Genomic DNA, 26,375 nt, shown 5'->3' with positions numbered 1-26,375 from the left:
ATAACCAAGATACCCCGATCATGTGTGGACGATATTCACTTAGCAAAAGTAAAATAGACCTCGAGGAAAGATTTCAAGCTGAAATGCTCGCCGATTTCAAGCCTAGGTATAATATCGCTCCCACACAGCTCGTTCCGGTCATCACTTCGGACAGCCCTAAAGGATTTTCCTTCTTTTACTGGGGAATCACACCGGACTTTGGCCAAAACAAACCTGTTGCTCAAAAGCTGATTAATGCCAAAGCCGAAACTGTCCACGAGAAAATTTCCTTTAAAACATCATTTCAAAGCAGAAGATGCATTGTGCCTGCCGACGGATTTTTCGAATGGAAGAAGTTGGGCAAAAAAACCAAAATCCCTTATCGATTCACGCTAAGAGACGAATCTCTTTTCTCCTTTGCTGGAATCTGGGAGGAATACGAAGGCCTCACTGGTGAGATTCAACATACTTTTTTGATTTTGACAACCACTCCTAATTCAGTGGTAGAAGAAGTTCACGATCGGATGCCAGTGATTTTGACTCGGGAAAATGAAAAAAAATGGCTGGATAAATACAGCAGTGAAACTGAGCTTTTAGCCATGCTGAAGCCGGCATCATCAGACCTGATGCAAAGCTATACTGTATCCCCATTGGTGAATTCCGTTCAGAATGATTCGGCAGGAATCATCCGAAGGACCTCTCCTATGGATCAGCATGGGAATTACACCCTGTTTGGGTAAGGTCATTCCATCTTCGTTTGCTTTTCTTTTTTGTCGGAATGGCATCTTGTTCCGATATTGTCGGTCCTTTTTAATGTGTTGGAAAAATAAACCCAAATACCCATGAAAAAATCCAGAATCCTAGGAGCAGGTCATTATGTGCCCGAGCGGATAGTGACCAATGAGGAACTCTCTCAAATGATGAATACCAGCAACGAATGGATTGTGGAAAGAACCGGGATTCAGGAACGTCGCTGGTTTACTCCTGGAGTAGACACCGTCACCAATATGTCTGCCAAAGCCTCTAAAATGGCTATGGAGCGAGCTAAGGTAGATCCCAAAGAGATTGATTTCCTCGTTTTTGCTACCATTACTTCAGATTACTTTCTCCCGGGAAACGGTGTCTTGCTTCAGCGAGAGCTTGGCTTGAATACCATTGGTGCATTGGATGTAAGAAATGCCTGTTCGGGCTTTATTTACGCTCTTTCTGTCGCAGACCAGTTTATCAAGACAGGGATGTATAAAAAGGTCCTGGTAGTCGGGGCAGAGATCCAATCTTCTGCTTTGGACAAAAGTGATGAAGGCAGATCCAGCGCGGTCATCTTTGCGGATGGCGCAGGTGCCGTAGTATTGGGTGCGGTGGAAGAAGATCAGCCGGGAATCCTGAGTACGCACCTTCATTCGGACGGGAATTTTGCCGAGGAGCTCTATTGTATAGCACCAAGCTCAAGCGGTAAGGTTCGCATATCACAGGAAATGATAGATCGGGGAGATTTTTTCCTCAAAATGAATGGAAATGCTGTCTTCAAACATGCCGTGGTCCGATTTGCTGAGGTTATCGAAGAGGCACTCGAACACAACCAAATCAGCAAAGAGGAAATAGACCTCCTGGTACCTCATCAGGCCAATCTTCGGATCAGTCAATACATTCAAAAGAAACTTGGACTTCCTGACGAGAAAGTTTTTAACAACATCATGTACTTGGGAAATACCACCGCAGGAACCATTCCTATTGCCTTATCTCAGGCTTGGGAACAAGGGAGACTCAAAGAAAATGATTTGGTCTGTCTGGCTGCTTTTGGGTCTGGCTTTGCCTGGGCATCAGCACTTTTAAGATGGTAAACGAGGACAGCGAAATGCCCCAGTTGGATCTTGATCTTTGGTTGAATCAAGAGCTCATCAAACGACAAAACAAGCTCAAATCAGAGTTTTTGTTTTTGTTGGAATCCATCGGGAATCATTTCGAAAATGAGTTTTTAAAATCGATTCATCCTCAATCCAAAGGAAAGAAGGTCTCCAAAGGAAATGATCTTTTGGGTTTTCCCTATCAGGTTTTGGACTTGATTAGGGACTTTTCGCCTGAATCAGGGGTAAATATCCGCTGTCTAAACTGGTTTGGTCATGGACTTTATCTATTCCTGATCTTAGGAGATAATAATTTCCATAGAAATAAAGCCTTGCTGGAATCTGGATTTTCTTTTTCCCTTTCTGAATCTCCATGGGACTACCCCGAAATGATTTTGGAAAAAAAGATTACCGATAAATTGACCGAAATCCCTGATTTAGAGAATAGTTTGAAGGTTTGGTTGAAGTCCATTCCATTAAAAAGTGATTTTCAGACCAATTTGAATACCATCACTTCCGAAATAAAAAAAGTGGCAGAAATTCTGCACTCATCCCTCGAAAGAAAAAAGGAATAACTTAATTTCAAACAGGAATGGATTTCCTCCGTTGAAAATGAAGGAGAAAAAAATCTAAAATTTTCTCCCTTGTTTGATTACCCCAACTGAACCCTAGATAAATGAGACATATCCTTTCGGTAGTTATTGTCCTGATCAATTTTTACGCATTTGCCCAAGAGCCACAACTTGTGAGGCAATATAACAGAGACTCCACCCTGATGGGAACAGGAGTAGTCGACGGAGCTATAAAAACAGGCCTTTGGAAATTTTATAATCCCAAAACCAACACGCTTATTCTCCAAGGAACCTATAAATCTGGTCAGCGAGATGGAGAATGGATCACTTATTACCCCAATGGAAAGAAGAAACAATCCATTTCTTACCGAGAAGATAAGCCATTTGGACCGGCTATTTATTACGATACTGAGGGAGCCCCATTGATAGAAATGGTCTTTCAAGACAGTATACCTGTAGGTAAATACACAGAATATTGGGGAAAAGCCAATTCACCCGACTACGTTAGGCCCAAACAAGTCCGGGTAGAAGGTCAATATGAAAATGGCCTGAAATCCGGTCAATGGGTCACTTATTACGAATTTGGAGAATTGGCCATCAGCGAGTTTTATGTCAAAGGCCTAAAAGAAGGTCCTTATTTGGAATACGGCCCCGATGGAAATCTAATTACAGAGGCATTCAATGTAAAAGGGGAATTTGACGGAGCCTTTAAAACTTATTCTTTACCCAATCTCCCGCTTGAAGTCGGCACCTACAAAAGGGGAAAAAAAGTAGGAGAATGGAAAAGATATTTTCCTGGATCAAAAGTCCTGGAAGCAGTAGAAAAATACGATGAAAACGGCAACAGAAACGGAACCTGGACTTACTATTACTCCACCAGCAGAGTCGCTCGCATAGAGATCTATGAAAACAACATCGCTGTGGGAACTTGGGAAGAATACTTTGAAAATAAGAATTTGGCCAAAAGGCAAACATTCGAATTGGGGGTTCCTGTGGGTCCTTACATCGAATACCATGAATCAGGGGATGTTTCTGTGCAAGGTCAATATGAAAACGGAGCAAAAAGCGGACTATGGAAAAGTTACTTTCCCGATGGTGGACTTTATTCCGTGGGAGAATATAAAAATGACCTGAAGACTGGCCTTTGGAAATACTTCAATAAAATAGGAATCCTCATTGCTGAAGGTGAATATATCCTGGGAATGGAAAACGGACAGTGGTTTTATTACTACGACGGTGGGCAGCTCAAATCTGTGGGTGCCTACAAGCTTGGATTTGAAGATGGTACTTGGGGGCTTTTTTATGACAATAAAACGCTAACTCAGGAAGAGTTTTGGGAGAATGGCCGCTTGATGAAAGTAGGCCCCTACTTCTCATACAACGGTGAAAAAGAATTGGACAAAGGAACTCTGACCAATGGAAACGGGACAAGAATCACCTATTACGTAACTGGACAGAAAGAATCCGAAGGCAACTACAAATCCGGAAAAGCAGATGGAGTTTGGACTTTTTATCACGAAAACGGCAGAAAAGCCTCGGAAGGCGCCATGGTAAGCGGCAAAAAAGAAGGCCCTTGGAGATATTACAACACAGCAGGAAGATTGGAAGATTTGATCAATTTCAAAGAAGATGAAATAGTAGTCAACAGTTCTGTGCCTCTGATTCGAAACTAAACAAAACTGAATAGCTCGGGTTAGGAAAATAAAAAACTATGTTTGGACTGTTCAAAAAGAAAACCGAAAAAGAAAAACTCCAAGAAGCTTACAAAAAGCTCTTGAGTGAGGCTCATAAATTATCTCACTCCAACCGGACCGCTGCCGATAAAATGATGGCAGAAGCTGAGGAGATCGCCAAGAAAATTGAAAAACTGTAAAAAATGTATTTCAGACATTGAAATCACATTTTTGAATCTAAAAATTTGGATTTCAAAATTTTACATGTAAATTTAGATACTTTTTAATCTTGTCCGATAGACGGAATAGACGTAATGTTTATTTAAGGGTGATTGAGCTACGGACTCTACAACAATTTTTGAAAACCCGGGATTTTGGATGACACCTCCCGGGTTTTTTTATTTCCCAAAAAATCCATTCTCTCTTTGCATATTCCTTATGAAATAGCACTTGAGCAGTTCTCAAGAGTCAGGTAAGTTATTTTTCCATCCCGGAGTAGAAACTAGAAAAAGCCCAATTCTTTGACTAATAGGCTGTAGATGATTTAATAATTTCTAATTTTTGAAACCTTTTTGGCCATATTCCTTGATTTTTTAAAAAAAGTACTTTCAGGAAATATAAAATTTCGCTTATTTGAGTCAATTCTTTGACCTTATGAACCTAATCAATCCTAAAGAGACGATTTCCAAAATGGAAGGTGTGGTAGAAATCAAAAGCTACCTCAACAAAATCAAGATCATTAAGAACCTGTACTCCAAAGGTGCTAATACAGCCAGCGAAATCTGCAATGAGGTGGGTATTTCTCTTCCTACAGTCAATGCTTTGCTCAACGACTTGATGAATTCCGGCGAAGTAATCAAACAAGGCCGGGCAGAATCTCAAGGAGGAAGAAAACCTGATCTATATAGATTAGCCGCAGACGCATTCTATGTCTTGTCAGTGGACCTTTCCAAGTTTAATGTTTGTCTTGCCTTGTATTCCTGTCAGCATGAATTAGCCTTCCAAAAGGAATCCTTTAAGATTACACTCAATAATGAAAAGGAAACTTTTGATGACCTGAGTGACAAAATCGACCATTACCTTTCCAAATCAGGAATTGATTCACAAAAAATCATAGCTATTGGCGTTTCTATGCCTGGCTTGGTAGATTCAGTATCGGGAATCAATTACACCTATCTCCGATTTGGCAAGAAGACTTTGCTGGAAAATCTGGAATCCAGGTTTCAGAAGAAAGTCTTTTTGGAAAATGATGCCCGAGCTATGACCCTTGCCGAGTTCAAATTTGGAGCTGAAAGTTCTCACAAGAATGTTCTTGGCCTTTTCATAGGATGGGGCATAGGATTGGGAATCATTATTGACGGCAAAATCTACCAAGGTTCATCAGGTTTTGCGGGGGAATTTTCCCACTCTCCTATTTTCGAGTCAAGAGATGTCATCTGCACTTGTGGGAAACGAGGTTGTCTCGAAGCCGTCGCATCCGGAACAGCCATCGTGAGAATGGCAGAAGAGGCGCTCAAACTCGATAAGGACAGCATCCTTGCCAGGATGGTGAGAGACCATAGCGGGGAAATGGAGCCTGGTCTGGTAGTAGAGGCTGCTTTGGCAGGTGATCAAAGAGCTATTACTATCCTTTCCGAGGCAGGATTAGATTTGGGGAGAGGAATTTCCATGCTCATTCAGCTTCTCAATCCCGAGCTGATCATTATCGGAGGGTCAGTTGCCGAAGCAGACCAATACCTGATTACCCCGATCCAACAGGCTCTCAATGTCTACAGCATGGCCAAATCCCGGGAGAAAACCCAACTTTCCCTCTATAAACTGGGTAAAGATGTGGGGCTTTTGGGAGGAGTAGCTGTAGTAAACGAGAAGCTATTTGAAGATATTTTGAATTAAAAAAATGCTCTTTCGAAGAGCATCGTATCATGAGTCCCTTTTCTACTTTCTCTCATTTAGGGTTTACCTTTTTCTTTCTTTTAAGCTTGGGAAGATTAGAGGGATTAGCTCAAAATAACCCCACACAATTTGAAAAACTAAATCCCAAATCCTCTGGAGTCACTTTTAAAAACCAACTCAAAGAAGACAGGGAAAACAACATTCTGCGTTACGAGTATTTTTATAATGGAGCTGGCGTTGCTGTCGGAGACTTAGATAATGACGGGTTGGAGGACTTGTTTTTTACCGGCAACATGGTCCCTAATCGGCTTTACAAAAACCTTGGGAAGCTCAAATTTGAAGATGTATCCAAGTCATCAGGTACCCAAGGCAAAAATGCATGGACGACAGGAGTCTCCATGGCCGATGTGGATGGTGACGGGCTTCTGGACATCTATGTGTGCTACTCCGGAAAAGGCCCTGAGTCCTCAAGGAAAAATGAGCTTTGGATCAACAAGGGCAATTTCAAGTTTGAGGATCAGGCAGAAAAGTATGGAATTGCTGATGCCTCAAATAGCACCCAAGCCCTGTTTTTTGATTACGACTTGGATGGGGATTTGGACCTTTTTCTACTGAATCACAATATCCAAGTCATCAATGAGATGGAATTTGATGCTGCAAGAAGTGGAAGACACCCTACAGCTGGAGATAAACTGTACCGCAATGACGGAGAAAAATTTACCGATGTAAGCGAAGAAGCTGGTATAAAGGGCTTTGCTTTAGGTTTTGGATTAGGCGTGGTAAGCTCAGATATCAACCAAGATGGTTGGCCAGACATACTGGTGACCAATGATTACATCGAACAAGACTATCTCTACATCAATCAAGGAAACGGAACCTTCAAAGACCTTCTGACCGATTATCTATCCCATATTTCCCATTTTTCCATGGGAGCAGATATTGCGGATATCACCAATGACGGGAAACAAGAGATCTTCACCTTGGACATGCTTCCAGAGGACAACGAGCGGCAAAAACTTCTCTATGGTCCGGAAAATTATGAGCAGTACGATTTGATGATCCGACGCAAATTCCATCACCAACTGATGCGAAACATGCTTCATCTCAATTTGGGAGAGGGAAAGTTTGCCGAAATAGGTCAGATGGCGGGGATTTCCAATACAGATTGGAGTTGGTCTGCCTTGTTTTTTGATGCCAACAATGACTCCCAAAAGGATCTTTTTGTAAGCAATGGGTATTACCGGGACTATACCAATCGGGACTTTTTGAAATACAAGGGAGACTATTATTTCAAACAAGCTGTGGCTAAGGAGAATGCCGACACGCTTCACTTGGTCACTTCCATGACCTCGACCCCTGTTCACAATTATTTCTTCGAAAATCAGGGAGAAGTAAGGTTTAGGGATTTGTCCTCTACCTCAGGATTGGGCGAAAAAGGCTTCTCTTCAGGGGCAGCTTATGCAGATTTGGACGGGGATGGGGATTTGGACTTAGTGGTCAGTCACATCAATGAAATCGCTTCCATTTACGAAAACAAAAGCAATACCGGAAACTGGCTCAAACTCTCTTTAAAAGGCCCCCAAAAGAACACTTTTGCCCTTGGTGCACAAGTGTGGGCCTATGCACAAGGAAAAACCTTCTTTCTGGAACAAAACCCGGTAAGAGGCTTTCAATCCTCAGTTAGCCCCGTTTTACATTTAGGATTAGGAGAAATAGAAACTCTCGACAGTCTCAAAGTCTTATGGCCCAATCAATCCGAAAGCAAGTACTTCAATCTCCAATCCAATCAGCTACTGACTTTTGAATCGACTGGTGCTAAGCCTGTTTCCAGATCAAAGCAACAGGGAGTTTTGGCAGAGGAGTTGCCTCAATCGCTGGATTTCAACCCCTCCCTATCCCCTGTCAACGATTTTAAAAGACAGCCTTTATTGCTTACAATGCCAAGCCACTTGGGACCCATTTTGGCTTCGGGAGATCTGAATAAAGACGGAATCCCGGAAGTATTCATCGGAGGCAATAAAGGGGCTGCCGGCCGAATATTTTCTTTTGATCAGGGAAAATGGGAGGCCTACCGGGGATTTAGATCTTCCTCAGGTTTCGTGGATGGAGCCGTTGTAATGGAAGATTTCAATGGAGACGGATTTTTAGACTTATTCCTCGGAAGTGGGGGCTACCATGACTTTCTGAGAGAAGATGAAGGACTCAAAGACCGGCTTTTCCTCAATGATGGTCAGGGGGTTTTGGTACCTAATGCAGACTTTCCATCCTACACGATTAGCACAGGAGTAGCCGCTACACTGGATGTAAACCAAGATGGTTTCCCTGATCTTTTTGTAGGAGGGAGAATTGTGCCGGGAAGATACCCGGAGACTCCCGAATCCAAAATTCTGATAAACAATGGAAAAGGAGGATTCTCAGATCAAAGTTCCCAATACCTACCCGATTCGAGGCTTGGAATGATCACCGGAGTAGCCGCTCAGGACCTGAATGGGGATGGAAAAGAAGATTTGATTTTGGTTGGCGAATGGATGTCTCCTAAAGCACTGATCCAAGAGGATGGGGCCTTTTCCGACCAAAGTCAAGTTTATTTCCCACCTCAGCTTTCCGGTTGGTGGCATTCGCTTCATCAAGTGGATTGGGATGGTGATGGAGATTTGGACTTAATCTTGGGGAATTTCGGACTCAACTCTCAACTGAAAGCCAGTCCCGATGCTCCAATGACCTTGTATGCTTATGATTTTGACCAAAATGGGAGCATTGACCCCATTATCGAATGTCAAATCGGAGAAGGAAATTACCCCTTCCCAAGCCGGGACGAACTCTTGGACCAAATGGTCAGTATGCGAAGCAAGTTCACGGATTACGCTTCTTACTCCAAAGCCGAAATGAAGGATTTGTTCTCTAAGGATCAATTGGATCAAGCACAAAAGCTCCAAATTGAAACCTTGGAAACAATTCTATTGGAAAATACGAGTCAAGGGTTTGTACCCAAGAAGTTGCCTAAATTAGCTCAGTCCTTTCCTGTATTCTCCATCCACAGCACAGACCTCAATAAGGATGGTCATTTGGATTTGATCTTGGGAGGAAACCAAAATCAAAGCAGAATTCGAATTGGTAGAATAGACGCCGGACAGGGCTTGGTCCTTTTGGGAAACGGAAAAGGGGACTTCTCTCCAGCTCTGCCTTCTCAGACAGGAATTTCTATTCGGGGGGATATTAGATCCATTCTTGAAGTGAAATCAGGAGAATCCCACTATTTGATATTCGGAATCAATCAAGAGCCTGTCAAAACCTTTATTCTAAAATGAAAAACCGACTTGCCTTTCTGATTCTTTTTTTCATTTCTCTTGCTTCAACAGCTCAGAAAAAGTCATTGGATTGGCCAAAGATTTATGCAGATCAGCTGTTTAAAATTACGGAAGTGATGGTCACTGATGTGGCAAGTCCGCCCGTGGCAGCAAGAATTTATGCCTACACCACTTTGGCAAGCTACCTGGCGATGAAGCAGTCGGATCAGAATTTCAGGAACGAAGATTTTCTTCCTTCCACGCCTATTCAAACTGCCGGATTTAATCCCTCCACTTCGGGAATCAGCAATTTTGAGTTTTCTGCGATTTACGCCATGTTTTTAGTAGGAGAAAAGGTAATGCCATCCGGGTACCTCTTGAAAAAGGCACAAACGGATTGGATTTCTTGGGGATTGAAAAACAAAATCATCTCCAAAAAGAACCAGGATTTCCACCTGTCCCTTGCTCAGCAAATCGCTGACTTTGTCCTCAGCTATGCCCAAAAAGACGGGTATATCCAATTGACTGCCCTTCCCCGATATACTCCAAAAGAAGGCGAGGGATATTGGTATCCGACTCCCCCGGCCTACATGGCCCCTGTGGAACCGGAATGGAAAACCATGAAAACGTTTTTTATCAAAAATCTTGAAGAGTTTGATCCCAAACCCATGGCGCCTTTTGATTTGACCAAAGGAAGTTCTTTTCAGGTTCAATTGGAAGAGGTGTACACAGTGACCCAAAATCTCACCGAAGAAGAAAAACTGATCGCCAACTTCTGGGATTGCAATCCTTTCAAGGTTGAGTTTTCGGGCCATATGGCCATTGGGGTGAAGAAAATATCTCCGGGAGGACATTGGATAGGAATCACCGGTATTGCAGCTCAAAAAGCCCAATTAAGCTTTGCTGAGACGGCCTACATTCACGCCTTAGTTGGGATGACCCTGCACGATGCTTTCGTATCCTGCTGGAAAGCTAAATACGACACCAATCGCATCCGGCCTGAAACTGCCATTAACCAGAAAGTCGATCAGTCTTGGAGACCTTTGCTACAGACTCCGCCTTTTCCCGAATACACTTCAGGACATTCCGTCATTTCCACGGCTTCTGCTGTAGTTTTGACAGCATATTTTGGAGACAATTTCTCCTTTTTGGACACTTCAGAGCTTTACTTTGGATTGCCGGAGAGACCTTTTGATTCATTCCTCCAAGCCTCTCAGGAAGCAGCTATTTCCCGACTTTATGGAGGAATTCATTATCGTGATGCGATAGAAAACGGCGTGGAGCAAGGGGAAAGGATTGCCTATTTCATCCTAAAACAGCTGCCTTCAATATCCCAATAGATGATCAATCCACAATGATCATTTCCTTATCGTAAAATACCGCCAACAACTCTCCGGTAAACGCATCTACTTGAATGCTTCGAATTTTATTCCATCCTTTTTCATCTTTTCCCAAATCCTTTTCAAAAACCCAGGAAAAAGTATCGGTTCGAGGATAATATTCGAATTTTGCGTTGGACAAATTGGATTGGTCAGCGAATTCATTCAATACTGACTTTTTAATCTCTTCAAGGTCCAAAAAATTCCAATTGGAAAAATCATCTTCTCTAAACCCATAGAAATGGGGAAGTTTCGGGGCTACTATCTGCGTTCCATTATCCAGATAAACTACTTCAGTGGTGAATTGAGAAATCCCCTTTTCTGGATCAGAAAAAGAAAGGCAAATACGGTAGGACTTGCTGCCAGAAGGATAGGAATTTCTCACTCCTAGCCGGTTCATCAAGTCGGTGTCAAACTCATGAGCCGTGGAAATATATAATTTTTCAAAGGCCTTTTCTCCAATCCTTCGGATCAGGTTTACTTTTATTTTTCCTTCAATCTCATCGGGCAAATAATCCCAACTTCGAAAAGGCTTGGGGTAATAATCACTCATGATTGGAACCCCACACCAATCAAAATACAGATCTTTTTCTTCTTCTTTAAAATTAGGATCTCTTTCCAAAAACACATCCAAGGTATCCTTACTAAAATAGTCGATTTCAAGCCAAAAAGGCATATAATCCCTTCTTTCGATGCTTAAATAATAAGAATGCTCGCCGGAAATACGAGACTCAGAATAGGGCCTTGCAATAGACAAAACCTCCGTCTGAGTATCGCTCAGGGAAGCGAAATTGATATATCCATCTTGAATGATTTCAGCATCATAAGCTTTCAAAAAAGCGCCTGAATTCTTATCAATCAATCGAAAGAAAGATTGACCATGTACGCTAAAAGAAAGCACCAGAAAGAGAAAAAGAGTAAGTTGAAATTTCATCACTGATATTTTCAATCAACTTAATAATTAATCTACAAAATTCCCCTTCCAGCTTATTTCTTTTTCAAAAAATCCCAATGTCCGGTCCAAAATCACCGATACTTCCTTCCGGTTCAAGACGCTATTGGAAAGGAATTCCCCTTCTAGCTGAGTCTCTTTCCAAAGATTTTGTATCTCCTTTTCAGTTAAATCCTTTTGGATCATCTGTAAAAAAGCCAACAATCTTGCTCCGGTCAAATAATCTCCCGACGCTCCCCAAAAGTCCTTCAGTTCAGGATACAGAGGCCGAAGACCATCCACTACTTCAAACTCCGTAGCTAATCGATCAGGATAAAACCAAGTCTGATTTGCCCAAAGATAGGGTACGCCTTCCCCTTTGAATATCCCTGCTGCCCCAGCTTTTTGCATGGAAGAAAAATGTGGCTGACTCGGATTCATGTCCAAAAAGGGCATGATAAAGGCTCCCTGCCCCAACAGCTTTTCCTGAACCTTTCGGATTGAAACTTCCTGAAGGGGCTTTTTCTCCTCCAGAGCGACAGTAGCCAAGACCCCGGCAGCATGGCCAATTCCCAAAACAACCGGCTGAAGACGGGAAGCTCCATTAACAATGTTGGATACGGAAATACTTTTCTCTGCCAAAATCAAAGCCGGATGGTCTTTGGGCACCAAAGCGCCTAGGGGAACATTGTAAGATGGAACTCTGATTTTGATAAAATCGATCGCAGGAGCATCCAAGTTCTTTTTATGATGATGGTCGATGGTGTAATCACCTACTGCTACGCCAGTTCGGTAGAGCGGACTTGGGGCAGCATATGGAGTTCGGACAAATGGCAAAGTAAAGTCCACCATCCCATGATATCTTCTGGATTCCCGATGATAAGGAATCATGGGAAGATCATCTGCAGTGGGATATTCGTCCTCGGCCAAACCCAGGTGTGAAAAGCCCAGCTCATTCTGAATGTAATAGACAAAACGAAGGGTAGTTTGCTTGGCCTTTTCGATTTCAAGAGCCCGCTCCTCAGGGCTTAACTCCACGAGGTTGACGTAGTGGTCATTTCCGCAATTGGGCCAATTGATCATGTATTTTCCATTGGGAAGCTTGCCATAATCAAGCATCTTACCACAATCCAGCGTGGGAGCATTGTCTGTAATCGGGTCTGCATGAGCGCAGGCACAGGCAAATTCCTGTGGGTCATAATTATCAGGACGGGGAATAGTTTTATCTACTCCAGGCCCATAATCCTGAAGGGTAGCCACTAGGGTCAGGTCCTGCACAATATCGTTTGCCATCTCAGGAGCAAACTCCTCTCCTATTTCAGCCCGAGCATCCATTCCTAGACGGTAAGGCAGGTTCTGTGATGCAGCCACATCTCCCAATTCTGTAGCATCGATCAGAATGGGGGCTTGTACAGTTGTTTTTTTTCCTCCCTTGGAAAAAACCACCGTCCAAAGACCTTCTTTGTATTCAGCACTTTCCCAATCTGATTCAAAAGTAACCGAAAGAGAAGGCACCTCTGCGGCCATTTTTTGTAAGATTTCATTCCCTACTTTGGGTTCAAAAAGGGTATTGCTCACCCAGCCTGTGGACAGCTTGTCCGGACCTCCATAATGGATCTCCAGTTTGGATTTGAATTCTCCCCAGATGCCTGAAGGCAATCGGTGGTTTCCGTCAATCGCAGACACACCGGCGGAGGTAAGCATCCCTCCCAGCCAGGGAGTAGACTCGATGATCAAAGTCTGAGTTCCCAACCTCCCTGCAGCAATTCCAGCCGCAGTGCCGCTTGCTCCTCCACCCACTATGATCAAATCATAACGCTGTTGGCCAAGAGACATCCCGGTCAAAAGCAAAAAAAAGACTAAGACAAAATATTTCTTCATTGGATTGTTTTATTGTTCGAGGAATGCTCCAAATGCCTCAAATACTGATAATTTTCAATTAAGAGCCCGAAACAGGAGGCTGGGCTGTGACTGCAAAGTCTTTTCCGGGGTTCAGATTTTCATAAAGAGACTGGATCAAAAGCCAGGTATTATCCTCTGAGAGCTCCCAAAACATAGCTCCTTTCAGCCCTTTTTGTCTGATGTATTGAGCTTTTTTGGCAATGGATTCAGGGTCTTCATAAGTGATCCAAGTTGAATCTTGCGCTGAGTACAGATAAGGAGCCTGAGCTTTTTCATCCCAATGCCGCTTGAACTTGGAATTCATCCCCAAGGCATAAATCTGGTGAAAAGGTAATCCCATCTTGAATTCTCCCTGTTGAAATAGACCGTTTTCTTCAGGGTTGACTTTTCCCCACATTCTTCCATAAAAAGGTACGCCTAAAACCAATTTTTCTGCCGGGACACCAAATTCAATATGCTCCTCAACCGCAGTGGAAGCAGACCTTCCCTTTGCCCCATTGGGAAACAGATTGGCATGGTGGCCGGTGGTTTTATCTCCTGCCGTGTAAAAATCATAAGCCATGATATTGATAAAGTCCAGGTATTTCTGGGCCTCTGCTAGGTTATTCACTTCCAAATATCTTCTGAATCCCCCCGAAGCAATTGTGGTCAGGTAGTGGGTTTGATGCAAGGCACCCAAAGAATCGAGTGCTTCTCTGAAGCTTTTGAGCATGAGTACAAAGTTCTCTCTATCCTCAGGCCTTACGGGGTTATTATCCCCTTGTAGCGCAGGGTACTCCCAATCAAAATCCAAACCATCTAATTGATGTCTGATCAGATAATCCACACCGGATTGGGTGAGTTTTTTTCTTCCTTCTTCGGTCAAAACAGCATCAGAAAATCCCTTACTGTGGGTCCATCCTCCTATTGAGACCAAGATCTTTAGCTCTTGATTACGGCTTTTTAGAGAATTAAGTGCAATGAAGTTAAGGCTATCCCGCTCCCTGTGCCTCTCCTCCATCGGTGCGATCAAGCCCAAACTGTCTACATGGGCAAATGCATAATTAATGTGAGTAACCCGTTCAGCTGGGATTCGCTTGGGATCCACCTTCTTCCAGCCGGCCACATAGGCCACGATTACAGGAGAAGATTGATCTGAAGTGCAGCTAAGCAAGGTCATCAGAAAGGCGATGGCAAGAAGTGAGGTTCTTTTCATGGGTTTCATTTTGACACAAAGTAAAAAAAGACAGAGGCCTTGGTCCAAGCCAAAACCTCTGTCCAATATAAGTTTAACTGAAAATTAATTTCCTCCGTCCCACCACATTTTGGTAGCGAAAAGGTCGCCTCCCATACGGGAGATAGCGGTTTGGTAATTCTCAGGATTGGAACCGATCTCTGACTCCCAGTATCTCAATCTTCTAGGAATGAAGTTACCTTCTTCAGCGTTTGGATCTTGGGTAGGAGTCAATACAGGATATCCTGTTCTTCTCCAGTTGGCCCAAGACTCGATGTCGTTTAGATAAGTAGCTGCCCAGTATTCTTCACCGATCAGCCTCATCTTATCCTCAGCGGAAGCTGCGGCAAAGCCACGTCCTGCAATGTAATCGGAGATTTCTTCAGAAGTCACTGCGAATGATGGGTCGAAATAGGTCCAAGCATTGATTGCAGCAGTAACACCAGCATCGAAGAAACCTTCAGCGCTACCGCCAATCCAGCCCTTCATCGCTGCCTCAGCCTTCATCAATTCAACCTCAGCATAAGAGATCAGGAAATAAGGATCTTCCCAATCCAAATACTTAAGGTTAAGCATAGAGAAGTTTTGCTGAACAACAGAAAAACCATCAAGAGTACCTGGAGGAACCACTTCTCGGATATTGGTAGAATTGTATCCATTAGGCATACCGATTTGCTTTTCCGGATCAGTAATCCACGTAGAAGCATCTTCAGGATTACCTACACCACCGGTCACGATCATTTTTCTTGGATCATTATTTACTGTCATCCAGTTCATGAAAGTCTCAGAAATCTTACAGTCTCTGGAGTACTTGTAAGTGTTCCAGTATCCATCATTCAATCCGTTTCTATTTACACCTTGAGGTCCTGGAGAATAGTGAATGAATGCCACATCATCATTACTGGTAAAAGCTCCGCTGTTCATGGCTTCTGTAAATACTTCCTGAGCCTTGGCCGGATCCACATTTGAAATCCTCAAGGCCATTCTCATCAGAAGAGAGTTAGCAAACTTTTTCCACTTGGCAATATCGCCTCCATATACAAAATCCTGAACACCTAATGGCCTTGCAGAGGCAGAGAATCTATCTCTTGCCGCCTTCAGGTCGTCAATCATCTTGTAATAAACCTCTTTCTGAGGTTCATAGGCTGGAAACCAGTTTTCCTCTCCTTCCAAGCCATATCCAGCCTGCGTATAGGGAATATCCCCATACATATCAGTCATTCTGTGAAGGTCAAATACTCTCAAAACAGTTGCAGCAGCATTGACATTGGCTTCTTCAGGAATGTCATTTGTTTTTCTTATTACTTCAGAAAACAACCGGATAACATCAGTGAAGTGTCTTTCCATATAAGCCCCAGAATATTGGGCGCTGTAGAAGTATTTATCTCCACTGAAATAACCCGCAGTAGAAGCTGTATGCTGAATCATTGTAGCGGCATAGAGCATATTCGCCCGGGTGTTTTCATATTCCCCGCCGATTCTGAGCGTACCTAGAGAAAACAGGTACTGCATATCGATAGTCTCGACAGCATTTTGATTGATGTTCAGGTCGAGGAGGTCCTGCTCGCTACAAGAGGTAGCAAAAAGCAAGGCTGCCAGCATCAAACCTGATATTTTATTGATAATTCTCATTTTCAAATAGTTTTAGGGTTAGACCTTCTTAGAAGTTGGCAGAAAGATTGAATCCAAAGCTTCTGTTTGCAGGAACCGAGAAGAACTCCAAGCCTTGAGCATTTCCGGAAGTAGTATAAGCTGCTTCAGGATCGATGTTTGGAGTTTTAGACCATAGGATGGCTAAGTTACGACCAACCAAAGACAGGGAAAGAGACTGGAATGGAGTCTTCTGGATGAAAGAGTTCGGGAAAGTATATCCGAAAGAGAATTCTCTCAACTTACCAAAAGAGGCATCATAAACCACATACTCTGTTACCTGAGAGTATCGCTGCCAGTAGTTATCAATTCTGTATTGCGTTGGGTCAGCAGGATTAGCAGGAATAGTCCAAGTGTTTGGAGTACCTTCTGGTGTTACACCAGATACGGTAAGGCCACCATCTCTTCCATTGAGTGTATTTTCATGCAAGCCCAACTGGTATGCGAAATAGTTTGTCCCCGACATCACAGAACCGCCTTGTCTAAAGTCGATCAAAGCCATCAATCTGAATCCTTTGTAAGAGAAAGTATTGGTCAAACCACCGGAGATAGGGTGACGACCTTCTGCGATAGTCTCATAACCTGGAGTAGTCACAGGATAGCCATTGGCATCATATACCTTTTGACCGTTGATTTGCTGATGCTTGAAGCCAGCAATCATACCCAAAGGCTGACCAACAATATGTCTGATTCGCTCTCTTCTGGTTCTGGCTTCATCCAGGTTGATAAATTCAATTGGATCACCTGCCGCATTGGTACCCAAGCTCAACACTTCTGATTGATTATTGGCAAAGTTGAAGGAGATATCCCATCTGAATTCCCCGGCTAACGGAGTAGCATTGATCAACAATTCAATACCTCTGTTTTGCAATTCCCCGATATTGATGGTCGTAGCACCAAACCCGGAGGTAGCCGAAATGCTGGTATTCAGGATATCGTCTGTTGTGGTTCTATTGTAGTATGCCACATCAATTCCCAATCTATTCTGGAAGAATCGGATATCCGCACCGATTTCATATTCGGTAGAGAGATACGGAGAAAGACTTGCGTTCGGAATGGCTCCATTGTTGATTTGGCCCAAGTTACCTCCCAAGTGACCTGCACCTACCAATCCATAAGTCAAGTTAAGTGCGTATGGGTTTGGAGCACCGCCCCCTACTTGTCCCCAGTTACCTCTAAGTTTTGCAAAAGTGACGAATTCCGGCATTTTGACCATGTCAGAGATGACAGCAGAAAGACCTACTGATGGGTAGAACAATTTGCTGTTTTCAGGAGCAAGTGTGGAGAATTGATCTTGTCTTCCGGTCAAGTTTAGGAAGATCATGTTTTTATACCCTACGTTTGCGGCAGCGAAATAGGAATTGATACCCAATTCAGAGAATCCATATCCGAAAGTCGGAGCAGCCACATTGGTCACAGAGTGGAAGAATGGAACAACCAAGTCATTTCCTCCACCTCTTTTTGACTCTATGGTTCTTCTCATGATGTTGGAACCTACAAATCCATCCACATCAAAATCACCGAAGGTCTTCTCAAAACCCAACATAAAGTCGGCATTGTTTTCTCGGATACTTTGTGTCGTGGTGTTGAAACTTCCTCTAGGCTTAAATGCAGTTCCATACGCCTCAAAAGCATCATCTGTTCTTACCTGGTAGTCTGTACCAAATCTACCCTGAGCATACAACCAATCCGTGAAATCATATCTCAAAGACATATTACCTAAGATACGATCCGTGACATCAGTTCTACCCCACTGATAAGTTGCCCAATACGGGTTGGTCTGGAATACGTTTGACTGATAGCGAAGCTCTGTTCCATCAGGAAGTGCTCCCGGCTTATTTGGATCGCCTTTGATTACATCCAAAGGAATATTACCCGGCTTCACCACCATGGAGAAGTTGGCATTTCCAGGGGAGTCAGATAGTCTTGGACGGTTGGTAGCTTCTTGTTTGGAATACTGCCCTGTTACCGCAAGGGTAAACTTACCCTGCTTACTGTTGACACTGATGTTGGCCACATTTCTGTCAAAACCTGCATTAGGCACTACATCTTCGTTGGTCAGATTAGAGAAAGAGAATCTGTAGTTGGTGCTTTCATTTCCACCAAACAATGCAATGGAATTATTCCATGTATGTCCGGCGCTGTAGAAATCAGAAAAGTCTTCTCCAAGGTAAGAGTAAGGTCTTTGCTGTCCATCAAATTGGATAGCCGCGGCTCCGTCATATCGAGCTCCCCAGCCATTGATTGCAGTATTGATTGCCTCGTCCTGAGTTAGCGGTCTTCTGCCGTCCTGACCCGGACCATAAATTCTTTGAAAATTGGTCTCATCCACTACATTTTCCACTGTGAAGTTGGAATTGAAAGAAACTCCAATGCCTTTTCTGGCAGAACCGCCTTTGGTGGTAATAATAATAACCCCATTAGCTGCACGTGCTCCGTAGAGAGCAGCTGCAGTATTTCCTTTCAATACAGAGAGAGACTCAATATCGTCAGGGTTAATTGCAGAAAGACCGTCACCAGCATCGTTACCACCCCAAAGACCTGCAGAACCTAAGTTACCAGACTCGATTGGAACACCGTTGACCACATAAAGAGGCTGGTCATTGCCCGTCAAAGAAGAACCTCCTCGAATTACCACTCGGGTAGAACCTGCAGCACCGGTAGAAGGTGGAGTTACGTTTACCCCTGCCACTTTACCTGTCAATGCATTGCCCAAGTTGATGGCTCGAGACTCGGTAAACTTGTCTCCGGAAAGCTGAGTCACAGAATATCCCAGTGATTTCTGATCTCTCTGCATACCAAAGGAGGTTACCACCACTTCCTGTAATTCACTCGCATCCTCATCCAACACCACGTTGAGCTCGGACAGATTTCCAACGGTAAATTCTTTGGAAGTAAATCCGATAAAAGAAAATACCAAGACGGACTGATCCGTCACCGATAAGGAGTATTCCCCGTCCACATTGGTCGTGGTACCCCGCTGATTACTTTTGTCCAGGATCGTGACCCCTGGCATAGGAAGGCCATCTGTCGAAGCAGTGACCTTTCCCTTCAACACCCTCTCTTGGCTTTGCGCCGAGAATACCACTCCCAGCGTAAAAACCAACAGAAAAGCACTTGCTAGAAACTTTCTCATAGCTGGTAATTATAGGTTATAAATGATTGGATTGACTCTATCCGGAGATCCGGATGCTTTTTGGAGAAAAGATCAAGTAAACTATTCGCCATATATTTTATTTTAAAATGAAAACCAAACGGATAAAAAGTGTGACAAAATGAGTTTCAGCCAAACATTTTGACAATGACCCAATTCACCACCATATTTTATTTATTAGCCTTAAAGCTAGAGATTTCAAGCATTCAGACAAAAGAATTTCTAATTTTTTTTACACTTTCTCTGAATTCTTTTTTAATTTTTTTTTAAAAGTTGGAGTTGTGATATTTTTTTTTATTGAAAAGGAGCCTTTTTTTATCAATTAATCACCTTTTCTCCGGACTTATCTTAAAAATGATCGTTTCGTCTAAATACTTTTAGAAATAATCCAATTTTCTATACAAAAATCAAAGCTTAGTCAGGAAAATTCTAAAAAAAGAAAGCCACCCCCTGAATCAAGGGATGGCTTCGAGAATAAATACTAAGCTATACTTATCGAATGAAAAGCATCTCGCGATACTTCACCAAAGGCCAGCTCTCATCGTCTACCAAAAGCTCAAGCTTGTCTACCGCATATCTGATCTTATCAAAATAGGCTTCCTTAACTTGCTTTTGATATCCCTTAGCTCGCTTGATGATATCATCTTCCTTATTCAACTGCTTTCTCGCTTCTACCATCTCGGTGACAGCAGTCTTGAGGTTGGCAATATGCTTGGAGACTTCTTTGATAGTCTCTACAGCAGCTGCATTATCCAATCCCAAACCTTTCAGACCGTTCGCGTTTTCAATCAGCTTATTTTGATAAAGAATTGCAGTAGGAATGATATGATTTAGGGCCAAATCACCCATCACTCGGCTTTCGATCTGCACTTTCTTGATGAAAGCTTCCAATTCGATCTCATGACGAGCGTGGATTTCCACTCCATTTAGGACATTATGGCGCTCAAATAGCTCCTTGGTTGCCTTCTTGGTGTACACATCCAATGCTTCAGGAGTAGACTTCAGATTGGACAAGCCTCTCTTCTCAGCCTCTTGTGCCCACTCGTCAGAGTATCCGTCACCTTCAAATCTGATTTTCTTGGACTCCTTAATGTACTTTCTCAGCACATTGACAATGGCGATTTTCTTCTCCTTGCCGGCATTCATCTCCTTTTCAATGTCCTTGTAGAGCTGCTTGAGCACATCAGCTACAATCACATTCAAGGTAGTCATCGGTCCGCCTACGTTGGCAGAAGAACCTACAGCACGGAATTCAAACTTGTTTCCAGTGAAAGCAAATGGAGAAGTTCTGTTTCTATCGGTATTGTCCAGAATGATTTCTGGGATCTTGGAGATACCCAACTTCATGTACATGTTATCACCCTTCTCGATCTTCACGTTTCCGTTTTTCTCCAATTCATCCAACAATTCAGTCAGGGTAGCACCCAAGAATACGGACATGATCGCAGGAGGCGCTTCATTGGCTCCCAAACGGAAATCATTGGAGGCAGAAGCAATACTTGCTCTCAGAAGGTCTGCATGATCATAGACTGCTTTTACAGTCGCTACCAAAAACGCCAAGAACTGTAGATTTTCTCTTGCAGAGTTGCTAGGCTGGAAAAGGTTTACACCTGTGTCTGTAATCAAAGACCAGTTGTTGTGCTTACCGCTTCCGTTTACATTGGCAAAAGGCTTCTCGTGGAAAAGCACCTTGAAACCATGCTTCTCAGCCACTTTGTCCATGATATCCATCAGCAACTGATTGTGGTCAGTAGCTTTATTGATTTCTTCAAATACCGGAGCTACCTCAAATTGACCCGGAGCCACCTCATTGTGACGGGTAGAAACCGGAATGCCCAACTTGTGTGCTTCGATTTCAAAATCCATCATGAAGTCTTTCACTCGAGTTGGGATAGAACCAAAGTAGTGGTCCTCCAATTGCTGACCTCTTGCTGGAGTATGTCCATAGACTGTTCTGCCAGCCATCACCAAGTCAGGTCTTGCGGCAAAAAGTGCTTTGTCAACTACAAAATATTCCTGCTCCACACCCAAAGACGGAGTCACTTTTCTTACGTTTCTGTCAAAAAGCTGGCAGATGGCTACAGCGGCATCGTTTACTGCCTCCATAGACTTCAACAAAGGCGTTTTGTAATCCAATGCCTCACCTGTGTAAGAAACAAAGATGGTAGGAATACAAAGTGTCTTTTCAAAAATGAAAATCGGAGAAGAAGGATCCCAGGCAGTATATCCACGAGCTTCGAAAGTAGAGCGGATACCTCCGTTAGGGAAGGAAGACGCATCAGGCTCCTGCTGAACCAATGCAGAACCTTTGAATTTTTCCAGACCGGCATGTGCATCATAGAAAGAGTCATGCTTCTCGGCAGTTGCGCCGGTCAAAGGCTGAAACCAGTGAGTGTAATGAGTCACTCCCTTGGACATAGCCCACACTTTGACAGCAGATGCGATTTCCTCAGCGGTAGCCGGATCGATTTTGGATCCTTTGTCGATTGCTTCCATCACCTTTTTGAAAACGGATGGAGCCAAAGACTGCTTCATCTGAGCGATTCCAAATACATTGGTGCCGAAGTAGTCTGAAATTTTGGAGGAGGGCGGGGTTACTGCTACCCGCTGTCTGGCCTGAACCATGGCCAAGGCTGATTGTCTTAGTGTTGCCATATCTACAAATTGTGGTTTAAGAATACACCCACAAAAATAGAAAAATATGTACTCGAAAATGAGATCGGCTATTTTTTGAGCTACTTTTTCAAAAAATTTCCACTTTTTTCAAAAAATACAGCTCAAAATAAGACCAAACCCCTGAAAAAAGTGTGTTTTGGACGGAGAATTAGGAAAATTGTAAAAAGCTGAGGATTACTTACCTTTGCGCATTCATTATCCAAAGGAGAAAATTGAAAAAAGTTGCCTTCTATACGCTCGGTTGCAAGCTGAATTTCTCAGAAACGTCTACAATTTCCAGACAATTTGAGGAAAAAGGCTTCCTGAAAGTCGATTTTCAGGAAAATCCCGACATTTTCATCATCAACACCTGCTCGGTCACCGAAAATGCCGACAAGAAGTGTAAAAAGATCGTGAAGGAGGCTAAAAAAATATCTCCTGATTCCTATGTGGCGATCATTGGCTGCTACGCCCAGCTCAAACCCACCGAAATCTCCGAAATCGAAGGGGTTGATGCAGTTTTGGGTGCTGCAGAGAAATTTCGCTTGCATGAGCTTTTGGGCGACTTCGCCAAAGAGCAAGAGGCAAAAGTCCTTGCCAGCGAAATCACCGAAGCCCGCACCTTTAATAATGCCTATTCTATCAATGACCGCACCCGAACTTTCCTGAAGGTTCAGGATGGATGCAATTATGGCTGTGCATTTTGTACGATTCCTTTGGCAAGAGGAAAAAGCCGAAGCAATACCATCGAATCAGTTTTGGCTTCTGCCCGGGAAATCGCTGCAACCGATGTGAAGGAAATCGTGCTTACCGGAGTGAATATCGGTGACTTCGGTATTGTGGATGGAAAGAGAAATGAGCGTTTTGCTGATTTGGTCTATGCCTTGGACGAAGTGGAAGGAATTGATCGATTCCGTATCTCCTCCATCGAACCCAATCTGTTGACCAATGAAATCATTGAGTTTACGGCAACATCCAAGCGATTCGTGCCTCACTTTCATATCCCCCTCCAGTCAGGTTCCAACACCATATTAAGAAAGATGGGACGTCGCTACCTTCGGGAGCTTTACGAAGACCGAGTTTCCAAAATCAAAACCCTCATGCCGCAGGCCTGCATCGGGGTGGACGTGATCGTAGGATTCCCCGGAGAGACGGACGAGTTATTTTTAGAGACCTATAATTTCCTCAACGAGCTAAACATCTCCTACCTGCATGTATTCACCTATTCCGAGCGCGCCAATACCCGGGCCGCAGAAATGGATGGAGTGGTACCTATGAAAAAGAGAAACGAGCGGTCCAAAATGCTCCGAATTCTTTCTGAGAAAAAAAGAAGAAAATTCTACGAGGAAAATTTGGGCAAAACTTTCACCGTACTTTTCGAAGAGGATGTGGAAAATGGAAAAATGCACGGATTCACCGAAAATTACATCCGCGTAGCTGCCAAATATGACCCCATGCTGATTAACGAGTTGAAAGTAGTCCAACTCGATCAAATCAACGAGGCGGGTAATGTGGAAGTATTGGAGCCGGAGATGGTGTATGAGCGGCATTGATTATTGCAGCCTTTATAAACTAGTTCCCTCTCCACTTTTTTGGATTTTCAGCAGTCGGGAAAACCCCAAAAACATAAATAGTATCTACCTCAGCTTTGAAATGTATTGAGACGGGGAATCGTTCTAAAAAAGCAAAGCGGAAATCAGTATAGTGAATCTGATACACTTCTGGACGATCTACTATTTTCTTAAATTTAGATTCTAAATCCTCTAAAAAATATTCTCCTAACCCAACTGCTTTTCGCTCATACCAATCAAAAATATCTTGAATATCTTGCTCTGCTTGAGGTTTGATAATCAGCCTAAAGCTCATTTAGATTTTCTAGAAATTCGAGTTTTTACTTCTTCCCAACCAGATCCTTCGGATGGATTTTTTAAATGAGCCTCATACCTTCTTTCAAGTTCAGCAACCTGAGCTTCACTGAGGATTAGTTTATTATCATTTTTTCTTAAAATAGAATATATCACCTCAAGCAATTCGGAATCCGAATTCTCAATCAAGGAATGTAATTCTTGTTTAATTTCAGATGTACGCATGACTGTTTTTTTTATCAAGTTACGAGAAAATCAATCTTTTGATATCAACTTTTTAAATCACAGCCTCCAATCCTGACAAAATTCCCTAATTTCATCCAGTTCAAAACCTACTTTTTGTGAGCCAACAACCACTGCAAATCCTTACCGACGAATCCTGGCTGGAGCCCTATGCTTCCATCATTGAGCAGCGCTACCAACGGTTTCAGTCCGCAATTCAAGCCATAAACGATTTCTCAGGAAGCATCTTGGAATTCGCCCGGATGCATGAGTATTATGGTATCCACTACGACAAGCTGAGAAAAGGCTGGATTTATCGGGAATGGGCCCCTGCCGCCAAGGCCCTATTTCTTATGGGGGACTTCAACTGGTGGGATCGGAATTCTCATCCTATGCGCCGAAACCATCGAGGCGATTGGGAGATTTTCCTGCCTTTTGATCAATACCAGCACACCTTTACTCATGGCAGCAAAATCAAAGTTCGAGTCATCGGAGCCAATGATTCCGACTTGGACCGCATTCCGGCCTACATCACCCGCGTAGTGCAGGATGAAACGACCCACGACTTTGCCGGGCAACTTTGGTTTCCCGAAGAAAAATTCACCTGGACTGATCAGGATTTTAATCTAAAGTCCATTGCAGCCATGCCTCTGATCTACGAATGCCATGTGGGAATGGCTCAGGAGAAATTGGGGGTTGGCACTTACAAAGAATTTGAAGAAAACATTCTTCCCCGGATCAAAGCCGGAGGCTACAATGCCATCCAAATGATGGCCGTGATGGAGCATCCTTATTATGGCTCCTTCGGCTACCATGTGTCCAACTTCTTTGCGGCTTCCTCCCGTTTTGGCACGCCAGAAGAACTAAAATCCCTGATCAATACCGCCCACGAAATGGGAATCGCTGTGATCATGGACATCGTCCACTCCCACGCGGTCAAGAATGTGAATGAAGGCCTGAATGAATTTGACGGCTCGGATGCGCAATATTTCCATCCCGGGGAAAGAGGCTACCACGAGGGCTGGGACTCCAAGCTTTTCGACTATGGCAAGTGGGAAGTACAGCAGTTCCTCCTTTCGAATATCCGATACTGGATCGAGGAGTTTCACTTTGACGGATTCCGGTTTGATGGAGCCACTTCTATGCTGTATCATCATCATGGACATACTTCCTTTGACTCGGCAGAGAAATACTTCGATGCCGGCGTGGACGAAGACGCTTTGCTTTATTTCCAGCTCGCCAATACGCTGATTCATGGGCTTAAACCCCATGCCATCTCCATCGCGGAGGAAGTCAGCGGGATGCCGGGACTTTCCAGAAAAGTGGCCGATGGAGGTATTGGCTTTGATTTTCGTCTGGCCATGGGGATTCCTGATTTCTGGATCAAAACCCTCAAGCACAAGCTGGACGAGCAGTGGGATCTTTTTGAGCTTTGGCACGAACTGACCAACAGACCCCTCCGGGAAAAGTCCATCGCCTATGCCGAAAGCCACGATCAGGCGCTGGTCGGAGACAAAAGTCTGGCCTTCTGGCTGATGGACAAAGAGATGTATTTCTCCATGTCTGTACTGGAGCAGAATCTGGTGGTGGACCGGGGCATCGCCCTGCACAAGCTGATCCGGATGATTACCATCTCTCTGGGAGGAGAAGGCTACCTCAACTTTATCGGAAATGAATTTGGGCATCCGGAGTGGGTCGACTTCCCCAGACTGGGTAATGACTGGAGCTATCAATATGCCCGTCGCCAATGGTCTCTGGTAGACACCCCTCACCTACGCTATCGGCAACTCGATGCTTGGGACAAGGCGATGATACAACTGGTCAAAGACCACCAACTCCTAAAAGCCGGACTGGCTACCCAACTCTTCCTCGAACCGGACAAAAAGATCCTGGCCTACGAGCGGGGCGATTTGATTTTTGTGTTTTCCTTCCATCCTACAGAGTCTTATTTCGGATTTCCGATTCGGGTTCCCAAGAAAGGAACCTATCGGATTCTGCTCGACTCGGATGAAAAAGAATTCGGAGGCTTCGCGCGACTGGACACATCCATTACCTACCCTACCGACAAGGATCAGCAAGTGCATCTGTATATTCCAAATCGGGTGGTGATGGTGATGGAGAGGAAGAAATAAAAATTAACGAATAAACAATATTTA

At 43.6% G+C, this 26,375-nt stretch carries 18 protein-coding genes; 10 read left to right on the top strand and 8 right to left on the bottom strand.

The genetic code is table 11. The features are described from left to right. Window positions 1–20 precede the first annotated feature (20 nt). From AAA938_RS03760 to AAA938_RS03725, 8 genes are all read left to right on the top strand, one after another. The gene (locus AAA938_RS03760; protein ID WP_338227304.1) at window positions 21–719 is read left to right on the top strand and encodes an SOS response-associated peptidase; all 699 of its coding nucleotides are present in this window, start codon (window positions 21–23) and stop codon (window positions 717–719) included. Between the two features lie 102 nt (window positions 720–821). Then, window positions 822–1,820: a 3-oxoacyl-ACP synthase III family protein gene (locus AAA938_RS03755; RefSeq protein WP_338227303.1), complete on the top strand. Its 999-nt coding sequence runs from the start codon at window positions 822–824 to the stop codon at window positions 1,818–1,820. Further along, window positions 1,814–2,398: a hypothetical protein gene (locus AAA938_RS03750; protein ID WP_338227302.1), complete on the top strand. Its 585-nt coding sequence runs from the start codon at window positions 1,814–1,816 to the stop codon at window positions 2,396–2,398. Before AAA938_RS03755 ends, AAA938_RS03750 begins: the two co-directional genes overlap by 7 nt. 101 nt (window positions 2,399–2,499) lie before the next feature. Next, window positions 2,500–4,068, top strand: a complete 1,569-nt coding sequence (locus AAA938_RS03745; RefSeq protein WP_338227301.1) for a toxin-antitoxin system YwqK family antitoxin — start codon at window positions 2,500–2,502, stop codon at window positions 4,066–4,068. 38 nt (window positions 4,069–4,106) lie between these two features. Then, window positions 4,107–4,268, top strand: coding sequence for a Lacal_2735 family protein (locus AAA938_RS03740; protein WP_338224502.1), 162 nt, complete (start codon window positions 4,107–4,109; stop codon window positions 4,266–4,268). A 454-nt stretch (window positions 4,269–4,722) separates the two neighbouring features. After that, window positions 4,723–5,961, top strand: coding sequence for an ROK family transcriptional regulator (locus AAA938_RS03735; RefSeq protein WP_338227300.1), 1,239 nt, complete (start codon window positions 4,723–4,725; stop codon window positions 5,959–5,961). A 29-nt stretch (window positions 5,962–5,990) separates the two neighbouring features. Continuing rightward, window positions 5,991–9,269 carry a VCBS repeat-containing protein gene (locus tag AAA938_RS03730; protein ID WP_338227299.1) on the top strand — a complete coding sequence of 1,093 codons (3,279 nt, stop codon included), beginning with the start codon at window positions 5,991–5,993 and terminating at the stop codon, window positions 9,267–9,269. After that, a complete protein-coding gene (locus tag AAA938_RS03725) occupies window positions 9,266–10,588 on the top strand; it encodes a vanadium-dependent haloperoxidase (RefSeq protein WP_338227298.1) in 1,323 nt (440 codons plus the stop codon). The genes AAA938_RS03730 and AAA938_RS03725 overlap by 4 nt, the downstream gene beginning before the upstream one ends. A gap of 4 nt (window positions 10,589–10,592) precedes the next feature. Here AAA938_RS03725 and AAA938_RS03720 read toward each other — a convergent pair whose 3' ends face one another. The 6 genes from AAA938_RS03720 to AAA938_RS03695 all read right to left on the bottom strand — a co-directional run bounded on the left by AAA938_RS03720 (window position 10,593) and on the right by AAA938_RS03695 (window position 22,132). Continuing rightward, window positions 10,593–11,561, bottom strand: a complete 969-nt coding sequence (locus AAA938_RS03720) for a hypothetical protein (RefSeq protein WP_338227297.1) — start codon at window positions 11,559–11,561, stop codon at window positions 10,593–10,595. 27 nt (window positions 11,562–11,588) lie between these two features. Then, window positions 11,589–13,439, bottom strand: coding sequence for an FAD-dependent oxidoreductase (locus AAA938_RS03715; protein WP_338227296.1), 1,851 nt, complete (start codon window positions 13,437–13,439; stop codon window positions 11,589–11,591). Window positions 13,440–13,497: 58 nt separating this feature from the next. Then, on the bottom strand, window positions 13,498–14,655 hold the full coding sequence (locus AAA938_RS03710) for a glycoside hydrolase family 18 protein (RefSeq protein WP_338227295.1): 1,158 nt from the start codon (window positions 14,653–14,655) through the stop codon (window positions 13,498–13,500). A gap of 84 nt (window positions 14,656–14,739) precedes the next feature. Further along, window positions 14,740–16,305 (bottom strand): SusD/RagB family nutrient-binding outer membrane lipoprotein, encoded by a 1,566-nt coding sequence (locus AAA938_RS03705; protein WP_338227294.1) that lies wholly within the window; start codon window positions 16,303–16,305, stop codon window positions 14,740–14,742. Between the two features lie 28 nt (window positions 16,306–16,333). Then, the gene (locus tag AAA938_RS03700; RefSeq protein ID WP_338227293.1) at window positions 16,334–19,459 is read right to left on the bottom strand and encodes a SusC/RagA family TonB-linked outer membrane protein; all 3,126 of its coding nucleotides are present in this window, start codon (window positions 19,457–19,459) and stop codon (window positions 16,334–16,336) included. A gap of 510 nt (window positions 19,460–19,969) precedes the next feature. Continuing rightward, entirely contained in the window at window positions 19,970–22,132 is a 2,163-nt protein-coding gene (locus AAA938_RS03695; RefSeq protein ID WP_338219097.1) for a glutamine synthetase III family protein, read from the bottom strand. 233 nt (window positions 22,133–22,365) lie between these two features. Here AAA938_RS03695 and mtaB point away from each other — a divergent pair, with 233 nt between their 5' ends. Beyond that, window positions 22,366–23,685: a tRNA (N(6)-L-threonylcarbamoyladenosine(37)-C(2))-methylthiotransferase MtaB gene (gene mtaB, locus AAA938_RS03690; RefSeq protein WP_338227292.1), complete on the top strand. Its 1,320-nt coding sequence runs from the start codon at window positions 22,366–22,368 to the stop codon at window positions 23,683–23,685. 19 nt (window positions 23,686–23,704) lie between these two features. Here mtaB and AAA938_RS03685 read toward each other — a convergent pair whose 3' ends face one another. Both AAA938_RS03685 and AAA938_RS03680 read right to left on the bottom strand, forming a co-directional pair. Then, window positions 23,705–23,998 (bottom strand): type II toxin-antitoxin system RelE/ParE family toxin, encoded by a 294-nt coding sequence (locus tag AAA938_RS03685; protein WP_338227291.1) that lies wholly within the window; start codon window positions 23,996–23,998, stop codon window positions 23,705–23,707. Then, window positions 23,995–24,222, bottom strand: coding sequence for an addiction module protein (locus AAA938_RS03680; protein ID WP_338227290.1), 228 nt, complete (start codon window positions 24,220–24,222; stop codon window positions 23,995–23,997). The genes AAA938_RS03685 and AAA938_RS03680 overlap by 4 nt, the downstream gene beginning before the upstream one ends. A gap of 116 nt (window positions 24,223–24,338) precedes the next feature. On the opposite strand from AAA938_RS03680, the gene AAA938_RS03675 reads away from it, so the two are divergent. After that, window positions 24,339–26,351, top strand: coding sequence for an alpha amylase C-terminal domain-containing protein (locus AAA938_RS03675; RefSeq protein WP_338227289.1), 2,013 nt, complete (start codon window positions 24,339–24,341; stop codon window positions 26,349–26,351). The last annotated feature ends 24 nt before the right edge of the window (window positions 26,352–26,375 follow it).

Origin of the sequence: Algoriphagus taiwanensis (assembly GCF_036245645.1) — a bacterium.
GTDB lineage: Bacteria > Bacteroidota > Bacteroidia > Cytophagales > Cyclobacteriaceae > Algoriphagus > Algoriphagus taiwanensis.
This window is presented reverse-complemented; position numbering and strand designations above follow the sequence as displayed.